This is a genomic window from Sphingopyxis sp. MC1, assembly GCF_000371385.1.
Lineage (GTDB): Bacteria > Pseudomonadota > Alphaproteobacteria > Sphingomonadales > Sphingomonadaceae > Sphingopyxis > Sphingopyxis terrae.
Window position 1 is genome coordinate 84,901 of the sequence record NZ_AOUN01000006.1, and the last position, 17,307, is coordinate 102,207.

Below are 17,307 nucleotides of genomic sequence, written 5' to 3' on the forward strand. Positions count from 1 at the left end.
GATCACCCCTTCGGCATCAGCTTCATCGCCATCGACGTCAGCGCCTCGGTCGCGGTCGAGATGACCGCGGGCGCGTCGGGCGCCCAGAAGGGCGAGTGAAGGCTGGGCAGGGTCCGCCCTTCCTTCTTCGCCGCATCGAGTTCGGCCTGCGGCACGCCGCCGACCCAGATGATCAGGCTCTTGATGTCCTTGTCATCGCGCGAGAAGCGGCCGAAATCCTCGCCCCCCATGACCGGAGGCATTTTGATCACGCGCTTGTCGCCAAAGCGCGTCGTCAGGAACGCTGCCATATCCTCGGTAAAATCGGGGGTGTTGAAGGTCGAGGGCGTGAATTCGTCCTTTTCGACGCTGACCACCGGCAATTTGTCGTCGGGGAGGCCTGCGGCGATCGCTTCGCCCTTGGCCACGCGCGCAATGCCGTCGAGCAGATGGTTGCGCACCTCGTCGGTATAGCTGCGAACCGTCAACTGCAGTCGCGCCTCGTCGGGGATGATATTATGCTTCGCGCCGGCATGGAAACTACCGACGGTGACGACCGCGCTGTCGAGCGGGCTGATTTCACGCGACACGAGCGTTTGCAGCGCGGTGACGATCCGGCTCGCCAGCACGATCGGATCCTTGGTTGCCTGCGGATAGGCGCCATGACCGCCGACCCCCTTTACCAAGATGTCGACGCTATCGACATTGGCGAGCGCATAGCCCGGCGTATAGCCGATCGCTCCGGCCGGAAACTGCGCCGCGTCGTGGAAGGCGAGCGCATATTGCGGCTTGGGAAAGCGGGTATAGAGCCCATCTTCGAGCATCATCCGCGCGCCCGCGCCGCGCTCCTCGGCGGGTTGGCCGATCATCACCAGCGTTCCCGACCATTTATCCTTGTTCGCCGCCATCAGCCGCGCGGTGCCGATCCACGACGTCATGTGCGTATCGTGGCCGCACGCATGCATCACGCCGGTTTCGACGCCTTCCTTGGTGGTCACGCGAACCTTTGACGCACCGGGCAGGCCCGTCTGTTCGGTCACCGGCAATCCGTCCATGTCCGCGCGCACCAGCACCACCGGACCGGGGCCGTTCTTCATCACGGCGACGACGCCCGTTCCGCCAACCTTTTCGGTGACATCGAAGCCGAGCTTGCGCGCTTCGGCGGCAAGAATGCCGGCCGAGCGCACCTCCATGAAACTGAGTTCGGGGTTGGCGTGCAGATCCTTGTAGATCGTCATCAGCGAGGGCATCTGCTGCTGCACCTGATCGCCCAGCGATTGCGCCGCCGCCGGCATCGTCAGCGCCAGTGCCGCAACGCCCGTCCACAAAATCCGCATAAATCCCCCTTTGTCCGTCAATCTCGCCCGTCAAATCTTTCCGTCAGTTTGCGGGAACCAGCTCGATCACGTCGAGCAAGGATTCATAGGCCGGCGCCGGCAGCACCAGCCGCCAGCGATTGTCGCCAATCCGTTCGACCAGCCCCGCCATATCGCGCATGCGGTCGGTACCATAATCGATGGCCAGCCGTTCGTCGCCAAGCTGCAGCGTGCCCAGAAAGACCTGCCGGTTCAGGCTGTCGGGAAAGATCAGGCCCACGGGACGCTGCGATCCGGTCAGCTTGACGAAGCTCGCGATGCCCTGCTCGTCGGCGATGCGGCACCGGAACCAGTCATAAGCGATATAGGCGAGCGTGCTGCGCCCCTGCGTACCGAGCTTGATCGTCCGGCACCGGTAATCGCCGGCGGGAATGTGCGGATTGGGCAGCGCCGCCATCGGCTCGAGCAAAACGCCCTCGCGCTCGATTTCGGCGCCGTAGCCTTTCGCGCGCGCATCGGTCAGCGCCGCCTGCCAGCTCTTGTACCAGCTGCGTATGCGTTCCTTGTCCTGATCGGTCGCCGTCGCGCGCCACGTTCCTGCGGACGCAGGGGCGTCGGCCGCCGAAGGCGGCACGGCGGGCACGGTCTGGCAGGCGCCAAGGGTCAACCCCAGCGCCAGGGTGGAAACAAGCGTAGTGCGACCCCGCATTCTCCGTCTCTCCTGATCGGCTTTGGTTAACCCTTAGGAGGCGACGGACGAATGCTCAAGGGCGGGACGCGCGCAAGCGCCCTCAGGCGGCGGTCCAGCCGCCATCGACGCTCAGATTGGCGCCAGTGATGTTCGCGGCCTCGTCGCGGGTCAGGAAGGCGGCGATCGCGGCCACTTGCTCGACCGTCACGAACTGCTTGGTCGGCTGACCAGCGAGTAGCACGTCGTTGATGACCTGCTCGCGCGTCATGTGCCGCGCCTTCATCGTATCGGGGATCTGGTTCTCGACGAGCGGCGTCCAGACATAGCCCGGGCTGATGCAATTGACGGTGATGCCGGCTTCGGCAACTTCCAGCGCAACCGTCTTGGTCAGGCCCGCAAGGCCGTGCTTCGCGGTGACATAGGCCGATTTGAACGGCGAGGCGACGAGCGAGTGCGCCGATGCGGTCCCGATGATCCGCCCCCATCCTTTCTTGCGCATCCCCGGAACCGCATGGCGGATGGTGTGGAATGCCGCGGTCAGGTTGAGCGCGATGATCATGTCCCATTTTTCGACCGGGAAATCCTCGACCGGCGCGACATATTGCATGCCCGCATTGTTCACGAGGATGTCGACGCCGCCCATGTCCTTGTCGGCGCGCTTGAACATCGCTTCGATCTCGTCGGGCTTGGTCAGGTCGGCACCATCATAGGCGGCCTTGCCGCCGTTCAGCACCTGCAGCGCCGCGCGTTCGGCTTCGATCGCCGCCTCTTCGCCGAAGCCGTTGATGATGATGTTCGCGCCCTCGGCGGCGAGCGCCTTGGCAATGCCGAGGCCGATGCCCGACGTCGATCCGGTGACGAGAGCCGTCTTGCCTTGCAGTCGCATAAATAATCCTTTCTTCGGGGGGAGATAATGATGGCGGTCAGCCGGCCTTGGGCCGCAGCAGGTCGGCCTGCACCGCGAAACTGTCCGATCGCCCTTCGGCGATGCTTTCGGCAAGAAGATGTCCGTCCTTCATCGCCGCTTCGACCGCGGCGCGGCCGAGCGCCCAATTGGCCTCCATCGTCGAGCGCGAGAATTCGAAATCGCGCGCACCGGTTTGCCAGGCGGGCGGTTGATGAATGAGCTGCACGACGTTCAGCGCCTTGCAATCGACCATCTTCTGGACCGCCTTGACCTCGGGCAGATCGCGCGCCTCGGGCGGCAGCTTCGCCAGCATCCGGTCGATCAACGCATGCTCCTTGCGCCGCCGCACCAGCCCGTCGGAAATGCGCCGGGTACGGCTCGAATAGCGGATATCCTTTTCGCGCGACCAGGCCTCTTCCAGATCGTGCGGACGATCGCCGCGCGCCGGGAAAAGATCGACCTGAAAGACGAGCATATCCTCGTGCGCCGCCTCGACCACATGCTCGAGCGGCGTGTTCGACACCAGCCCGCCATCCCAATACCAATGCCCGTCGATCTCGATCGGCGGCAGTCCCGGCGGCAAGGCACCCGACGCCATGATATGCCGCGCGTCGATCCGGTCGGTGCGGGTATCGAAATAACGGAAATTGCCCGTCTCGACCGCGACCGCGCCGACCGAAAGCCGGACATTACCCGTGTTGAGCCGATCCCAGTCGATCAGCCGGTCGAGCGTCGCGAGCAGCGGCGTCGTGTCATAATAGCTGACCGCGGCAGGCGTTTGCCGTTCGGCGAAAAGCGGCGGCGGGATGCGCGGAACGAAAAATCCCGGCACCCCGAAACTCGCGACCTGCGCGGCAGCGCCCAGATGCACCCATTCGCGCACCGCATCATTGTCGACCACCGGTAGCGAGGGCAGCGCCGACGACACGCCCTCCCAAAAGGCGCGCATCTTTCCGACCCCTTCGTCGCGCGGATTGCCCGCGATGATGGCGGCGTTGATCGCCCCGATCGAAATGCCCGCGACCCAATCGAGTTCGATCCCCAGATCGATCAGCGCTTCGTAAACGCCCGCCTGAAAGGCGCCAAGCGCACCGCCCCCCTGCAGGACGAGCACCACAAGGTCGGGAAGCGGCAGGGCGGCTCGGGCAGCGCGGCGAGGCATGGACTCGGAAACGATCCTCTTCTGGGTCGGCACCCGCATCTTTTGTGCGCCGCAACAGCGAACAATGCAAGGGCGCTGTGCAGCGCGAATCCCCTTCCAATTGCGGGGTGCTGCTGCCACAACCGTTTTACGACAAGGCTTTGACGGCGGAGACAGGCATGCGCCTCGACGATTATGATCCCGGCGACGACATTCGCGATCTCGGTCGCGGCGGAGGCGGATTCGGCGGCGGGGGCGGCGGCATGGGCGGATTGCTCGTCGGCCTGCTGCCGATGCTGCTCGGACGCAAGATGGGCTGCGGGACCATCCTGCTGCTCGGCGTGCTCGCCTTCGTCTTTCTCGGTCCCGGCGCCAGCCTGCTTAGCACCGGGGGCGGAAGCGCCGACCCGATGGCACAAAGCCGCGGCGCACCGCAGGGGGTTGCCTGCGACACGGCGGCGGAGAAATTCGCCTGCAACGTCTTCGGCTCGACGCATCAGGTCTGGGGTCAGCTCGTCGACGGCTATCGCAAGCCGACGCTCAATTTCTTCACCGACGAAAACCGGTCGGGCTGCGGCGCTGCACAGGCCGCGATGGGCCCGTTCTACTGCCCCGCCGATCAAGGGGTCTACCTCGACACCAACTTCTTCAACGAACTGGCCAGCCGCTTCGGCGCCGCCGGCGATGCGGCGCAGGCCTATGTCGTCGCGCACGAAGTCGGTCACCACATCCAGACGCTGACCGGTATTTCGGACAAGGTTCGCCAGATGCAGGCGCGATCGTCGCAGGCCGAGGGCAATGCACTGCAGGTTCGCATGGAGCTGCAGGCCGACTGCTACGCCGGCGTTTGGGCCAATCGCGCGCGGACGAAGGACGGTCAGCCGGTGATGGAACCCGGCGATATGGAAGAAGCGATGCGCGCCGCCAACGCGATCGGCGACGATACGCTGATGCGCTCGGCCGGGCAGCGTCCCGTTCCTGAAAGTTTCACCCACGGCACGAGCGAACAGCGCATGAGCTGGCTGCGCCGCGGCCTGGAAACCGGAGATCCGCGCCAGTGCGACACCTTCAACGCTTCGCGCTGATCGCCGCGCTGGCGGCGGCATCCGCGCCCGCTTCGGCGGCAAGCGTCTATGTAAAGGCCGGGCGCCTGATCGACGGGCTGACCGACACCGTTCGCACCGGCCAGTGCATCACCATCGCCGACGAGCATATCGTCGCGGTCGCGCCGTGCGGCAAGGCGCCCGACGGCGCACAGGTCGTCGACTGGTCGGCCTATACCGTGCTGCCCGGGCTGATCGACCTGCACACGCACCTCGCCGATCTGGGGCAGAGCGCCGATCTTGCCGCACCGATGAAGGCCTCGCCCGCCGAAACCGCGCTCGTCGGCGCGCGCAACGCACGCGTGACGCTCGACGCCGGCTTCACCAGCGTGCGCGACGTCGGCACCTATCGCGGGCTGACCGATGTCGCACTCCGCAATGCGATCGACCGCGGCGATGTACCGGGGCCGCGCATGTGGGTCGCGGGCGCCTATATCACCATCCCCGGCGGCGGCGGCGAACTCAACGGCGTCGTCCCCAATGACCAGCTCCCGCCCGATATGCGGCTGGGGGTCGCCGCGACGCCCGAAGAGGCGGCGGCCAAGACCGCCTTTCTGCTCGATCATGGCGCCGATTTCATCAAGACGATTGCGACCGGCGCGGTGCTGGCGATCGGCACCGAACCCGGTGCACCCGAACTCACCGAGGATCAGCTTCGCGCCGTCGTGACGATCGCCCACGCACGCGGCAAACGCGTCACGGCTCACGCGCATGGCGCCGAAGGGATCAAGAATGCGATCCGTGCCGGGGTCGACAGCATCGAACATGCAAGCCTCGCCGACGAAGAAGCGCTGCAAATGGCGAAGGCGCACGGCACCTGGCTTGCGATGGACATCTACAACGGCGATTACATCAACGACATCGGGACGAAAGAGGGTTGGCCCGAGGAATATTTGCGCAAGAATCGCGAAACCACCGACACGCAGCGCGCGGCGTTCAGGCGGGCCGTCGAACTGGGGGTCAAGATCGGCTTCGCGACCGACGCGGGGGTCTATCCGCACGGGCTCAACGCGCGGCAATTCGCCTATATGGTCCGTTATGGCATGACGCCGATGCAGGCGATCCAGGCCGCGACTGGCCGCGCTTCGGAAGAAATGGGCCGTAGCGATGTCGGCGCGGTGGCACCGGGCCGCTATGGCGACCTGATCGCGGTGAAGGCCGATCCGCTGACCGATATCCGCGTCCTCGAACGGATCGATCATGTGATGAAAGGCGGGACGATCATCCGCTGACGCGGCGCGCGCCGTCGCCGAGCGCCGAGCCCGGTTGTCACGGCGCGGACGCCTCGTTAGGGGCTGCGCAGTGGACAACAGCATCGAAATCGGAATCGACGGCGCGCAGCGGCCCGTTCATGTCAATGTCCAGGAATTGCTGGCGACGCGCCTGTTGGTCCAGGGCAATTCGGGATCGGGCAAATCGCACCTGCTCCGCCGCTTGCTCGAAGAAAGCGCGGGGCTCGTCCAGCAGATCGTGATCGATCCCGAGGGCGATTTCGTCACCCTCGCCGACCAATATTCGCACATCGTCGTCAACGCAGGCGATTATAGCGAGGCCGAAATCGCGGCGATGGGCGCGCGCATCCGCGAACATCGCGCCTCGGTCGTCCTCAGCCTCGACACGCTGGAGATCGAGGCGCAGATGAGCTGCGTCGCGGTCTTCCTGAACGCCCTGTTCGATGCGCCGCGCGCGCACTGGTTCCCGGCGCTCGTCGTCGTCGACGAAGCCCAGATGTTCGCACCGAGCGCGGCGGGCGAAGTGTCCGACGCGGTTCGGCGCGCCTCGCTGTCGGCGATGACCAATTTGATGTGCCGCGGCCGCAAGCGCGGCCTCGCCGGCGCCATCGCGACGCAGCGGCTCGCAAAGCTCGCCAAGAATGTCGCCGCGGAGGCGAGCAATTTCCTGATGGGGCGCACCTTCCTCGACATCGACATGGCGCGCGCCGCCGACCTGCTCGGCATGGACCGCCGCCAGGCCGAGCAGATACGCGACCTCGACCGCGGCTGCTTCCTCGGCCTTGGTCCCGCGATCACGCGGCGGCCCGTATCGATCCGCATCGGCTCGACACGCACCGCGACGCGCGCGGGCACGCACAGCCTGTTGCCGCTGCCAAGCGCCGAGCCGGCCGATATGCAGACGATGCTCTTCGCCAATCTCGACGCCCAACCCGCGCCGTCCCCCGCCCCGGCCCCACGCCCGGTCGCGGCGCAGGAGTTGATGGAGCGCTTCGTCGTCCCCGCCGAAGCCGCCACATCGCCCATCGACGACGGCCCGCCGTCGGAGCCGGCACCGCCGATCGATCCCGAACCCGTGGTCATCGCGGCGCTGCGCGACATGCTCGCCGACCCGGCGTGCGGCTTTCATGCCGAATCCTTTCTCTATCAGGATTTTTCGGTGCGCTGCCGGATGCAGAAGCTGCGGCAGGTGCCGCTCGACCTTGCGCAGTTCCGGCGCCGCTTCGCACTCGCCAAGGCGGGCATCTTCGATCCCGCCGAGCCGCAATGGCACGACCTGCTCGACGCGGCGACGCGCCTGCCCGACGACATGCTCGCGCCCTTCCTGCTGATCGGGCGCGCCGCGATGGAGGGATCGCCCTGCCCCGACGACGATGCGCTCGGCGCGGCTTATGGCACGCGCTCGCCGGGCCGGGTCCGCCGCCTCGTCGAATATATGGAGCGGCAGGGCGCGGTGGTGGTGCGGTCGGATTTCGGCGGACGCCGGTCGATCGGCATCCCGGCGCTGGGGTTGAGCACCGAGGCCGAGTGATCGGCCGCCCGCGCTCTCACGCTTGACGGTTGCGGCGGCGCGGCGCTTCGGCTTAAGCGGCGCGAAGCAAAGAGAGGATTGGACCAGCGACGATGCAGCTCAGCCCCTATGACAGCGAGCATTTTCCCGAGATTCGTGAGGGCGTGCGGCGGCTGTGCGCCGAGTTTCCGGGCGAATATTGGCGCGAACTCGACGTAAGGCGCGAATATCCCACCGCATTCGTCAAGGCGCTGACCGACGCGGGCTATCTCTCGGTGCTGATCCCCGAAGAATATGGCGGATCGGGGCTCGGCCTGTCGGCGGCGGCGGCGATCCTCGAGACGATTCAGGCCGAAGGCTGCAACGGCGGCGCCTGCCACGCGCAGATGTACATCATGGGTTCGATCCTGCGCCACGGGTCGGAAGAACAGAAGCAAGCCTATCTGCCCAAAATTGCAACCGGCGAGTTGCGCCTGCAAGCCTTCGGCGTCACCGAGCCGACGAGCGGCACCGACACGACCGCGCTGCGCACCGTCGCGGTGCGCGATGGCGACGATTATGTCGTGAACGGCCAGAAAATCTGGACGAGCCGCGCCGAGCATAGCGACCTGATGCTGCTGCTCGCGCGCACGACGCCGAAAGATCAGGCGGCGAAAAAGACCGACGGCCTTTCGACCTTAATCGTCGACATGAAAAAGGCGCTGGCCGACGGGTCGCTCACCATCCGTCCGATCCGCACGATGATGAATCATGCGACGACCGAGGTCTTCTTCGACAATATGCGCATTCCGGCCGCCAACCTGTTGGGCGAGGAAGGAAAAGGCTTCCGTTACATCCTGTCGGGCATGAACGCCGAACGGACGTTGATCGCCGCCGAATGTGTCGGCGACGCCAAATGGTTCATCCGGAAGTCCGCCGACTATGCGAACGAACGCCATGTTTTCGGCCGCGCGATCGGCCAGAACCAGGGCATCTCCTTCCCGATCGCGCGTGCCTATGCCAATATGCGCGCCGCCGAATTGATGGTTCACGAAGCCGCGCGGCTTTATGAAGCGGGGCAGCCCAACGGCGCCGAGGCGAATATGGCAAAGATGCTCGCCGCCGACGCATCGGTGGAAGCCGGCAATGTCTGTATTCAGACCCACGGCGGCTTCGGTTTTGCCGAGGAATATGACGTCGAGCGCAAGTTCCGCGAGACGCGCCTCTATCAGGTCGCGCCGATCTCGACGAACCTCATCCTCTCCTTCCTCGCCGAGCATGTCCTCGGCATGCCGCGGTCCTATTGATGGCCGATACCCCGCCCTTCCTTCCGCGCCCGGTGCGCCGGATGGGTCTGGGGGTGGCGGGCGATGCCGACATCGAGCGCATGATCGCGGTCGAGATGCCGGTCTCGATCGAGGTTCAGGGGCTCGCCTATGCCGTGATGATGGCGACGCCCGCCGATCTCGAAGATTTCGGCGTCGGCTTCGCACTGGCCGAGGGGTTCGTCGATACGGCAGCGCAGATCGACCGGATCGACGCGCAGCCGGTTCCCGGCGGCCATGCGCTGCGGCTCTGGCTTTCCCCCGCTTGCGCCGCGCGCGCGCTCGACCGCGCCCGGACGCGCGTGAGCGAGAGCAGTTGCGGATTGTGCGGCCTCGAAAATATCGACGCGGTGCTGCGCCCGCTGCCACCCGTGACCGCGCGCGTCACCGTGCCGCGCGCGGCGATCGCGCGCGCGCTTGCGGCGCTCCCCGAGCGGCAACCGCTCGGGCGTGCGACCGGCGCCGCCCACGCCGCCGCTTTCTGCGACCCCGATGGCGAAATTTTGCTCGTTCGCGAAGATGTCGGACGGCACAATGCGCTCGACAAACTTGTCGGTGCGCTCGCGCGCGGCGCTACCGATCCGGCGGGCGGCTTCATCCTGCTGTCGGCGCGCTGTAGCTATGAACTGGTCGAAAAGACGGTACGCGCGGGCTGCCCGATGCTCGTCACCATCTCGGCGCCCACCAGCCTGGCCGCCGAGCGCGCCGCATCGGCCGGGCTGACGCTCGTCTCGCTGGCGCGCGCCGACAATGCCCTTATCATCTGCGACGCGCAGGGCATGATCGCATGAGGCTGCTCGGCGCGGTACTCGCCGGCGGGCAGTCGCGCCGCTTCGGCTCCGACAAGGCGCAGGCGCTCTTGGGCGGCACGACGCTCCTCGATCATGCCGTCGCGGCGCTGAACCCCCAATGCGACCGGATCGTCATCGTCGGGCGCGAAAACGGGCGCGTCGCCGCGATACCCGACCGGCCGCAGCCCGACCTCGGCCCGCTCGGCGGCATCGCCGGGGCGCTTGCCTATGCCGCGCGCGAAGGCTTCGATGCGGTGCTGACGGTGCCGGTCGACTGTGTTCGGCTACCCGCGAATCTGCGCGATCTGCTTGCCCCGCCGCCGGCATCTCTCGCCGCGCAGCCGGTTATCGGTCTGTGGCCGGTGCAGGCGCTTCCGCTGCTCGACGCGCTCCTCGGCGAAGAGGACGACCGGTCGGTGCGCAGCTTCGCCCGCCGCATCGGTGCGCGTGCGGTCGAGAGCGATGTCGACCTGCCGAACATCAACCACCCGTCCGATCTCGATCGCTTTGCTTAGATACTGACCACCCGCACGGGGATCGACTTTGCCGCCGGGCAGCCGCTGATCGGGTCATAATAGGCGAGCGGCAGCAGCGGGTTGAGTTCGGGATAATAGCCCGCGATGGAACCTGCCGGCATCGGATAGTCGATCGCGGTCAGCCCCTCGACCCGCCGCACGATGCCGTCAGTGCTGATCGTTTCCAGCGTGATCTTCGCGCCTTCGGCCAAGCCGCGCGCCGCCATGTCCTCGGCATTCATGAACACCACCATCCGGTCGTTGTACACGCCGCGATAGCGATCATTATAGCTGTAGATCGTCGTGTTGAACTGATCGTGCGATCGCACCGTCGCGAGCCGCAGCATGCCGGGATCATCGACCGGCGCATCGACGTGCAGGCCGGGAAGCGGCAGGAAATTGGCTTTCCCGTTCGGGGTCAGCCATGCGCGGCGCCGCGGCGCGATGTCGAGATGAAAGCCTTTGGGCGCTTTGATGCGCTCGCCGAAATCGGCGTAGACGGCAGGATAGACATCGGCGATCCGGTCGCGGATGCGGGCATAATCGTCGATATAGCTCGCCCAATCGACCTTGCTGTCGGGCAAGGCCGCCATCGCCATGCGGCAGACGATCTCGACCTCCGGCAACAAATGTTCGCTCGCTGGATCGAGCACCCCGCGCGAGGCGGTGACGTTCGACATCGAATCCTCGATCGTGACGAATTGCTCGCCCGCCGCGGTTTCGATGCGTTCGGATCGCGCGATGACCGGCAGGATGAGCGCATCCTTGCCATGCACGAGATGCCCGCGGTTAAGCTTGGTCGCGATGCCGACGGTCAGATCGAGCTTGCGCATCGCATCATAGGCGCGGTCGGTATCGGGCACCGCGCGCACGAAATTGCCGCCCAGCCCGATAAAGACCTTCGCCGTCCCCGCCATCATCGCCTCGACCGATTCGACGGTGTGATGGCCGTGCGCGCGCGGCGGCTCGAAGCCGAAGACATCGCGCACGCGATCGAGATAAGCCTCGGTCGGCTTTTCGTCGATGCCGACGGTGCGATCGCCCTGCACGTTCGAATGACCGCGGATCGGGGAGATGCCGGCGCCGGGCTTGCCGTAATTGCCCTTGAGCAGCAGCAGCGCCGCAACTTGCTGGAGCAGCCGCGATCCCAGTTGATGCTGGGTCAGCCCCATGCCGTAACAGATGATCGTGGCGTTGGAGCGGATGTAGACCTCGGCGCAGCGGCGGATCTGCTCTTCCGAAATGCCCGACACCGCGACCATCTCGCCCCAGTCCTGCGCCATGATGTCGTCGCGCAGTTCCTCGAAACCTTCGGTATGCTCGGCGATGAAATCATGGTCGAAGACCGTTTCGCCCGCGGCTTCGCGCTCGAACATCGCGCGCATCATGCCCTTGATCAGCGCAAGATCGCCGCCGATCTTCACATGCACGAATTCGCTGGCGATCGGCGTCGAGCCGAAGGTCGCCATCTGCGCGATGTCCTGCGGTTCGGTGAAGCGGATCAGCGCGCGTTCGGGCATCGGATTGACCGCGACGATCGGAACCCCGCGCCGCCGCGCTTCGACGAGGCAGGTCATCATGCGCGGCGCGTTGGTGCCGGGGTTCTGGCCAATCACGAAGATGGCCTCGGCATGCTCGAAATCGTCGAGGATCACCGTCCCTTTGCCCACCCCGATCGCAGGCGGCAGGCCACGGCTCGTCGGTTCATGGCACATGTTCGAACAATCGGGAAAATTGTTGGTGCCGAACTCGCGCACGAAGATCGAATAGAGGAAAGCGGCCTCGTTCGGAGTGCGGCCGGAGGTGTAGAATTCGGCCTGGTCGGGATCGTCGAGCGCGCGCAGGTGCCGGCCAATCAGCGCAAAGGCGTCGTCCCAGCTCACCGGCACATAATGGTCGGTCGCGGCGTCATAGCGCATCGGCTCGGTGAGCCGCCCCTGCATCTCGAGCCAATAGTCCGACTGCGCCATCAGCTCGGTGACGCTGTACGCCGCGAAGAAGTCGCGCGTCACCCGGAATTTCGTCGCCTCATGCGCAAGCGCCTTGGCGCCATTTTCACAGAACTCCAGCTTCTTGGTGCAGCTCGCATCGGGAAAGGCGCAGCTCGGACATTTGAAACCGCCCGGTTGGTTCATCGACAGCAGCGCGCGCGATCCCTTGGTAACGACGCTTTGTTCGAGCAGCACTTTTGCGGTGGCCGCGGCGGCGCCCCATCCGCCCGCGGGCTGCTTGTAAGGGGTGTAGCGGGGCTTGCCTTCGGCCATGATCCTATCCCGAGCGATTGGACGCGCACTATGGTCCCGCTATCACATCAATTCCAGAGCTTATCGCCCTGCGTCGGCGACCCCGCCCGCGCCGAGCGCATCGCGTAATTGGCGCAAGCCATCCCCCAGCGCTTCGATCTCCGCCGCGCTGCGCGATCCCGCGACGATCGACGCCGACAGGCAAAAGCCGGGGCGCGGCTCGGCCAGCCCCGCCGCGACCGTCACGACGCCGCGATGCGCGAAGCCCTCGTCGATGGCAAAGCCCCTGGCCGCCGCCTCGCGCACCTGCGCGGCATAGGTGTCGAAATCGAGCGCGGCCTGCCAGCGCACCGGTGCAAAACGACGCGCAAGTTCACGGGCATCGACGCCCTGCGCTGCCGCAAGCGCTCGGCCGGCCGCGCCCCCGCCGAGCGGCTGGCGCTGTTCGTCGGCGAGGCGCAGCCGCATTCCGGCATCGCTTTCGGCATGCGCGAGCAATTGCATCCGCTCGCGCGACACCGCCGCCCACAGGCCAACCGCCGCCTCGCTGCGCTGCGCGAAGCGAAGCATCAGCGGGCGGGCGCGTTCGGCAAGCGCAGCGGCGCCGCCATTGTCGCGCAGCAGCGCAGCCGCCTGCCAGGCCGCCGTCAGCCGGTACCGCTTGCCCGGCTCGGCGCGCTCGATCGCGCCTTCACCCGCCAGCGTCTTGAGAAGGTTGAGGCAGCTCGACGGACTGAGGCCGAGGCTACGGCCGATATCGGACAGCGTCAGCGGTCCCGCGTCGGCGAGCAGGCGCAGGATCGCGAAAGCCAGAGAAACGGAACGCACGGGGCCAGTCATGGCTCTTCTATATTTTCATATATATGAAAGAACAATTCCCAATGTTGAAATGATGCATTGCCCGCCCTATCGCGCTATCGATTGATTCGACGGGAGAGTGGCATGAGCGGTTGTCTGGACGGCAAAGTGGTCGCGATTACCGGCGCGGGACGCGGAATCGGGCGCGAATTGGCGCTCCACTGCGCGGCGCAAGGCGCAGCGGTCATCGTCAACGACCCCGGCGTCGCGCAGGCGGGCGATGGCGGCGACGCTGCCCCGGCGGAGACCACCGCGAACGACATCGTCGCTGCGGGCGGCAAGGCTGCTGCCAATTTCGGCAATGTCGCCAATCCCAAGGAAGCCGCCGGCATCATCGAGGATGCGGTCGCAAAGTTCGGCCGCATCGATGCCGTCGTGAACAACGCCGGCATCCTGCGCGACACCATCTGGCACAAGATGAGCTACGAGGATTGGAAGAGCGTCATCGAGGTCAACCTCACCGGCGTCTTCAACGTCTCGAAGGCCGCGACGCCATACTTCCGCGAGCAGCAGTCGGGCAGCTTTATCCACTTCACCTCGACCAGCGGGCTTATCGGTAACATCGGACAGGCCAATTATTCCGCCGCCAAGCTCGGCGTCGTCGCGCTGTCGCAGTCGATCGCGCTCGACATGGCGCGCGTCGGGGTGCGCTCGAACTGCATCGCGCCCTTCGCGTGGAGCCGCATGACCAGTTCGATCCCGGCGACGACCCCGGCCGAGCAAGAGCGCGTCAAGCGGTTGCAGGAAATGTCGCCCGACAAGATCGCACCGCTCGTCGCCTATCTCGCCTCCGACCTGTCGAAGGATGTGACCAACCAGATCTTCAGCGTCCGCAAGAACGAGATATTGCTTTTCTCGAAGCCGCGCCCCGTGCGCTCGATGGCCAAGCTCGAAGGCTGGACCGCCGAGGCAATCGCCGACGAGCTGATCCCCGCCTTCCGCCCCGCCTTCGCGCGCGCCGACGAAGTGTCGGCGCATGTTTTCCCCTACGACCCGATCTAATATGAATCTTCCCACCCACCCGTATCCCCGAGCGAAGTCGAGGGCCTCTGCCGAGCGAAGCCGAGGCCATCACGGCACCGGTTCTCGCTTCGCTCGAACGGCCCCCTCGACTTCGCTCGGGGATACGGAAATTGGAAATGCGTTGAGGAGCCTTTCATGAGCAACCCCGGCATGGACGCGGACGTCTTCGAACAGTTCATCGAACAGCTTCAGCGCTATGTGCGCGATCGCCTTCTCCCCGCCGAGAAGGAGATCATCGAGAGCGACGCGATCCCCGACGATATCCTGTCCGAGATGCGCGACATGGGCCTCTTCGGCCTGACGATCCCCGAAGAATATGGCGGCGCGGGGATGAACGTCAGCCAATATATCAAGACGATCCACACGATCAGCTATGCGATGCCGGCCTTCCGCTCGATCATCTCGATCAACATCGGCATGTTCGCCTCGGCATTGAAGAATGGCGGGACCGAGGCGCAGAAGGCCGAATGGCTGCCGCGCGTCGCGGCGGGCGAGATCGCCTGCTTCGGGCTGACCGAGCCGGGATCGGGGTCGGACTCGGCGGGGCTGCAAACCAGCGCGACGCAGACCGACAATGGCTGGGTCTTGAACGGCACCAAACGCTACATCACCAACTCGCCCTTCGCCAAGGTCGGCCTGATCATGGCGCGGACGAGCAAGGAAAATCTGCCGAAGAACGCGCATGTTTCGGCCTTCGTGGTGCCCTTCGACGCCCCCGGCATCACGATCGGCAAATCGGACAAGAAGATGGGCCAGTCGGGCAGCCATATCGCCGACGTCATCATGGAGGACGTCCGCGTCGGCGGCGAGGCATTGCTCGGCGGCGAACTCGGCAAAGGCTTTGCCTATGCGATGATGAGCCTCGACAACGGCCGCATGTCGGTCGGCGCCGCGGCGACCGCCTACGCCCGCCGCGCACTCGACAGCGCGGTGCGCTATGCGACCGAACGCAAGGCGTTCGGCGAGCCGATCGCGAACTTCCAGCTCATCCAGCAGATGCTCGCACAGAGCGAGATCGACATCTACGCCGCCGAATGCATGATGGACGACGTCACGCGCCGCGCCGACGCGGGCGAGAATGTTCTCCGCAAGGCCGCGGCGTTCAAGGTCTTCGCCTCCGAGATGTGCGGCCGCGTCGTCGACGCCTGCGTTCAGGTCTATGGCGGCGCGGGCTATCTCGCCGAATATGACGCCGAGCGCTTCTTCCGCGATGCGCGCATCTATCGCATCTACGAAGGCACGACGCAGATCCTGCAGCTCCAGATCGCGAAGCATATGCTCCGCGAGTTTGCGGCGGCGTGAGGGTGGTCCACCTCCTTATCCTGTGCCCCTGCGAAGGCAGGGGCCCATCACCGATGCTTTCGCGCTCTCGCCGCCGGTCGTTGGACATCGCGAGGACAGATGATGGGCCCCTGCCTTCGCAGGGGCACGGCAACGGGGTTGGCCATGTATAACCTCCTCTCCGGCCTCTCGGTGATCGAAGCGTCCTCCTTCGTCGCCTCGCCCACGGCCGGGCTCTATTGCGCGCAGTTCGGCGCCGAAGTGATCCGCGTCGACCAGATCGGTGGCGGCCCCGATTTCCGCCGCTGGCCGGTAACCGCCCAGAACAACTCGCTCTATTGGGAAAACCTCAACCGCGCCAAAAAGTCTGTTGCGCTCGATCTGTCCCGCCCCGAGGGACGCGAGCTGCTCAAGGAACTGGTCCGCGCGACCGGCCAGTTTATCACCAACTTTCCGGCGGGCGGCTTTCTCTCGCACGACAGGCTCGCCGAGGGCCGCGCCGACCTGATCACCGTGCGCGTGATGGGCTGGGCCGACGGCTCGCCCGCGCTTGATTATACGGTCAACAACAGCGTCGGCTATCCGATGCTGACCGGCGCGGGCCCCGAGCCGGTCAACCATGTGCTCCCCGCCTGGGACCTGCTCACCGGTGCCTATGCTGCCTTCGCGCTGCTCGCCGCGATCCAGCGGCGCAGCGTCAGCGGCGAAGGCGCCGAGGTCCGCATCCCCCTGTCGGACGTCGCGATCGGCACGGTCGCCAACCTCGGCGGCATCGCCGAAGTCATCTATTCGGGCGAGAACCGCCCGCGGCTCGGCAACGCGGTCTACGGCCTCTTCGGACGCGACTTCGTGACGCGCGACGGCCAGCGGACGATGATCGTCGTCGTCACGCCGCGCCAATGGGCGAACCTGATTGCGGCGCTCAATCTCGGCGACGCCATCGCGCGCATCGAAAGCGAACGCCGCGTCTCCTTCGCCAAGGACGACGGACTCCGCTTCGACCACCGCGATGCGCTCTACCCGCTGTTCGAACAGGCGATCGCCGCCCGCGACCATGCCGACCTTGCCGTCGCCTTTGACGCGGGCGGGATCGTCCATTCGCCCTATCGCACGATGCTCGATGCGGTTCAGGACCCGGCGCTCGTCGCGAACAACCCGATCTTCGGCGCGGCGCAGAACCCCAGCGGCTTCGCCTACCCCGCCGCGGGCGCCTTCGCGACCATCCCGCAGGCGGAACGCCAACCCCCGCGCCCTGCCCCGCTCAACGGCCAGCACAGCGAAGAAGTGCTGACCTCGCGCCTTTCGCTCTCCTCGGGCGAAATTGCCCGTCTGATCGATGCCGGTATCGTCGGTGTCGGCTGAATTGCCCCACTTCCCCTTCCTGTGCCCCCGCGAAGGCGGGGGCCCATCATC

Annotated in this window: 15 protein-coding genes; 9 read left to right on the top strand and 6 right to left on the bottom strand. The window is 65.9% G+C overall.

From position 1 onward, the window contains the following. Positions 1 to 2: 2 nt before the first annotated feature. From EBMC1_RS09550 to EBMC1_RS09565, 4 genes are all read right to left on the bottom strand, one after another. Positions 3 to 1,316: an amidohydrolase gene (locus EBMC1_RS09550; protein ID WP_003044278.1), complete on the bottom strand. Its 1,314-nt coding sequence runs from the start codon at positions 1,314 to 1,316 to the stop codon at positions 3 to 5. 43 nt (positions 1,317 to 1,359) lie between these two features. Further along, entirely contained in the window at positions 1,360 to 2,004 is a 645-nt protein-coding gene (locus tag EBMC1_RS09555) for a DUF4893 domain-containing protein (RefSeq protein ID WP_003044281.1), read from the bottom strand. Between the two features lie 82 nt (positions 2,005 to 2,086). Then, on the bottom strand, positions 2,087 to 2,872 hold the full coding sequence (locus EBMC1_RS09560) for a 3-hydroxybutyrate dehydrogenase (RefSeq protein ID WP_003044284.1): 786 nt from the start codon (positions 2,870 to 2,872) through the stop codon (positions 2,087 to 2,089). A gap of 37 nt (positions 2,873 to 2,909) precedes the next feature. Then, entirely contained in the window at positions 2,910 to 4,055 is a 1,146-nt protein-coding gene (locus EBMC1_RS09565; protein ID WP_003044289.1) for a patatin-like phospholipase family protein, read from the bottom strand. 158 nt (positions 4,056 to 4,213) lie between these two features. On the opposite strand from EBMC1_RS09565, the gene ypfJ reads away from it, so the two are divergent. The 6 genes from ypfJ (at position 4,214) to mobA (ending at position 10,489) form a co-directional block, all read left to right on the top strand. Then, positions 4,214 to 5,119 (top strand): KPN_02809 family neutral zinc metallopeptidase, encoded by a 906-nt coding sequence (gene ypfJ, locus EBMC1_RS09570; protein ID WP_003044292.1) that lies wholly within the window; start codon positions 4,214 to 4,216, stop codon positions 5,117 to 5,119. Further along, positions 5,092 to 6,369 carry a Xaa-Pro dipeptidase gene (locus EBMC1_RS09575; protein WP_003044296.1) on the top strand — a complete coding sequence of 426 codons (1,278 nt, stop codon included), beginning with the start codon at positions 5,092 to 5,094 and terminating at the stop codon, positions 6,367 to 6,369. The genes ypfJ and EBMC1_RS09575 overlap by 28 nt, the downstream gene beginning before the upstream one ends. Before the next feature lie 70 nt (positions 6,370 to 6,439). Next, complete coding sequence (locus tag EBMC1_RS09580) at positions 6,440 to 7,900, top strand: ATP-binding protein (RefSeq protein ID WP_003044299.1); 1,461 nt, start codon at positions 6,440 to 6,442, stop codon at positions 7,898 to 7,900. 92 nt (positions 7,901 to 7,992) lie between these two features. Further along, entirely contained in the window at positions 7,993 to 9,165 is a 1,173-nt protein-coding gene (locus tag EBMC1_RS09585) for an acyl-CoA dehydrogenase family protein (protein WP_003044303.1), read from the top strand. Further along, positions 9,165 to 9,974 carry a formate dehydrogenase accessory sulfurtransferase FdhD gene (gene fdhD, locus EBMC1_RS09590; protein ID WP_003044305.1) on the top strand — a complete coding sequence of 270 codons (810 nt, stop codon included), beginning with the start codon at positions 9,165 to 9,167 and terminating at the stop codon, positions 9,972 to 9,974. Before EBMC1_RS09585 ends, fdhD begins: the two co-directional genes overlap by 1 nt. Then, positions 9,971 to 10,489, top strand: a complete 519-nt coding sequence (gene mobA / locus EBMC1_RS09595) for a molybdenum cofactor guanylyltransferase (protein ID WP_003044309.1) — start codon at positions 9,971 to 9,973, stop codon at positions 10,487 to 10,489. Before fdhD ends, mobA begins: the two co-directional genes overlap by 4 nt. Here the strand turns inward: mobA and EBMC1_RS09600 are convergent. Continuing rightward, positions 10,486 to 12,753 (bottom strand): FdhF/YdeP family oxidoreductase, encoded by a 2,268-nt coding sequence (locus tag EBMC1_RS09600; RefSeq protein WP_003044311.1) that lies wholly within the window; start codon positions 12,751 to 12,753, stop codon positions 10,486 to 10,488. The two genes, mobA and EBMC1_RS09600, sit on opposite strands and share 4 nt — an antisense overlap. A 60-nt stretch (positions 12,754 to 12,813) precedes the next feature. Beyond that, entirely contained in the window at positions 12,814 to 13,560 is a 747-nt protein-coding gene (locus tag EBMC1_RS09605) for a helix-turn-helix domain-containing protein (RefSeq protein ID WP_231292889.1), read from the bottom strand. A 114-nt stretch (positions 13,561 to 13,674) separates the two neighbouring features. On the opposite strand from EBMC1_RS09605, the gene EBMC1_RS09610 reads away from it, so the two are divergent. From EBMC1_RS09610 to EBMC1_RS09620, 3 genes are all read left to right on the top strand, one after another. Further along, complete coding sequence (locus EBMC1_RS09610) at positions 13,675 to 14,592, top strand: SDR family NAD(P)-dependent oxidoreductase (RefSeq protein ID WP_003044317.1); 918 nt, start codon at positions 13,675 to 13,677, stop codon at positions 14,590 to 14,592. Between the two features lie 156 nt (positions 14,593 to 14,748). Then, positions 14,749 to 15,915: an acyl-CoA dehydrogenase family protein gene (locus EBMC1_RS09615; RefSeq protein ID WP_003044320.1), complete on the top strand. Its 1,167-nt coding sequence runs from the start codon at positions 14,749 to 14,751 to the stop codon at positions 15,913 to 15,915. Between the two features lie 144 nt (positions 15,916 to 16,059). Further along, positions 16,060 to 17,256 carry a CoA transferase gene (locus tag EBMC1_RS09620; RefSeq protein ID WP_003044322.1) on the top strand — a complete coding sequence of 399 codons (1,197 nt, stop codon included), beginning with the start codon at positions 16,060 to 16,062 and terminating at the stop codon, positions 17,254 to 17,256. Positions 17,257 to 17,307 lie beyond the last annotated feature (51 nt).